Genomic DNA, 2,271 nt, shown 5'->3' on the forward strand with positions numbered 1-2,271 from the left:
GAGAACTTACTGGAAGAAGCCGGTACAGAAGTTACAGACGAGGAAGGAGAAGGCGGCGTATTTACCCGCGATGCGTTCTTTGCCAGTTATCCCGAATTATACCAGAAAAGTATTTCTGAAGTAATTATTGGCACTGATGACCGCGTTCGCATTACCCCCACTACCACATTCCCCTGGCGGGCTATTTGCTCATTGCGCATCACAGCAAAAAATGGCAGCCGCTGGATTGGCACCGGCTGGCTGGTTGCACCCCGCACCGTAATTACCGCCGGGCACTGCGTGTACATGCACGACCAGGGCGGATGGCCAAAGAGTATTGAAGTAATTCCTGGTTTGAATGACGCTGCACGTCCTTACGGCTCATTCATGGGCACTTCTTTCAGAAGCGTTGCCGGCTGGGTAAATGATAAAAAAAGAGAGTATGATTATGGCTGTATCATTCTGCCTTCCAATGCCCGTCCCGGCGATAAAACCGGCGTGTTCGGGTTTGCAGTAAAAGACAACCCATACCTGCTGAGCGCTTACCTTAACCTGGCGGGCTACCCCGGCGACAAAGGCGGCAACCAGCAATGGTTTATGGCGCGCAAGGCAAAATCTCTAGCGCCCCGCGTTATTTATTATGAAATAGACACCATGGGTGGCCAGAGTGGTTCACCGGTTTGGGTAAAAGTGGGCAATGCCCGCTATGCCGTAGGCATACATACCAATGGTTTGGTATCGGGCAATTCCGCAACAAGAATTGTACAGCCTGTTTTCAATAATCTTCAGGCATGGAAAAATCTGGGGATGTAACCAAACAATCAAGGAAAGGATGGCTGGGGATCACCGTCATCCTTTCCTGCTTTTTGATCGGTTACTGGTTAATAAAACAAAACAATTTTTATATGCCGTCAGGGACTACTGCCAGTGTAAAAGGAATGTTGTATAAATCTGCTACCGGCGCCCCGGTGGAAGGCGCCATTGTAATGATAGCCGGGGGCAGTTATGAACATCCCGACATTGCCGCACAAAGCGACGAACAGGGCACTTTTTATTTGCCCAATATTCAGCTTCCGGGCACTTATACCTTGCTAATTAATTATAGCAATGAATCAAAAAGATTAACTGTTAACCTTACTAAAGACAGTGTTTTAAAAATTCCATTGTAAAACAGACATTTATCAATCCCCATCCGGCTTTCAGCTACCTGCCCATTCAATGTTGCAGGGCTCCGTTCTATGTTATAATTCTAACACTTGTTTGCTTTAGCAGCCATTTAGCATACTATACACATAGCTGCAAGAGTATTTTTCTCTCCTGATATGCTCATTCCGGGATAGTAATAATCCTATTTTTTACCTGTTCTCTAGGAGTAATTATTTATTAGTGCAAAATCTTTATGGCAATCTATTTTTTATGTGCGATTTAAGTTGCAACTTTGCAATAGGATAAGGTTTAATGGTTAATGGTATTTGATTAGTGTAGGGTCGCCTGTAACAAGGCGACCTTTCTTTTTTTATACCCTTTTCGGCCGGCAGGCCAAAAAAGAAAAACCCCTCCCGACAAAGTCGGGAAGGGCTTCTAATATCTCTGATAACGCTGTAAGCTACTTTAACTGCTTTATCTTAATACTTCTGAAACTTACTTCATTTCCGTGGTCCTGTAACAAAATATGCCCTTTAGGCGCTTCTCCAAAATCCTTCCATACTTTGTATTTACTCATAGCCACCAATTCGCGAAAGTGAGGTGAACCGCGGTCATATTCCAACACTTTTACACCATTCAGGTAATGCACCACATGATTATTGGGATATACTACAACACGGCCGGTATTCCATTGACCCGGCTGGTGAATGAACCGTTTTTGTTTGTCGGCTTTTATAAGGTCGTACAGGGAGGCCAGCGTACGATCGCCATCGCGGCCAAGCTTGGCATCGGGATGCAACGTGTCATCCAGCACCTGGTATTCAAGGCCAATGGCCGAACCGGCGTTTTTCTCGCTCAGGGTCACAAAATATTTCACGCCGCTGTTGGCGCCAGGTGTCAGTTTAAAATCGAACGACAGGTCGAAAGCGCTGTACTCATCTTTGGTAACAATATCACCGCCGTTCGTTGATTCAGCGCCATTCGATGACAGCACAGTCAGGTTTCCATCTTTTACCTGCCAGCCTTTTTCGGGGAAACCAGGTTTGTAGGCGCCCTTCCAGCCATCGGTCGTTTTTCCATCAAACAACAATTTCCAGCCTTCGCTTTTTTCATAAGTGGTCAGGTTGTTTGGAATATAATCGGCAA

General features: G+C 45.8%; 3 protein-coding genes. 2 read left to right on the top strand and 1 reads right to left on the bottom strand.

The genetic code is table 11. The annotated features are described in order from the left end of the window. The coding region (locus ACJ751_RS14180; RefSeq protein WP_407746154.1) for a trypsin-like serine peptidase at positions 1-792 on the top strand (792 nt) is incomplete at its 5' end. Next, positions 771-1,148 carry a hypothetical protein gene (locus tag ACJ751_RS14185; protein ID WP_407746155.1) on the top strand — a complete coding sequence of 126 codons (378 nt, stop codon included), beginning with the start codon at positions 771-773 and terminating at the stop codon, positions 1,146-1,148. The genes ACJ751_RS14180 and ACJ751_RS14185, both read left to right, overlap by 22 nt. Positions 1,149-1,585: 437 nt before the next feature. Here the strand turns inward: ACJ751_RS14185 and ACJ751_RS14190 are convergent. Beyond that, positions 1,586-2,271: DUF1080 domain-containing protein (locus tag ACJ751_RS14190; RefSeq protein ID WP_407746156.1), on the bottom strand; the 686-nt coding region annotated here is incomplete at its 5' end.

This window comes from Niastella sp., from assembly GCF_045805085.1.
In the GTDB taxonomy this organism is placed as follows: domain Bacteria; phylum Bacteroidota; class Bacteroidia; order Chitinophagales; family Chitinophagaceae; genus Niastella.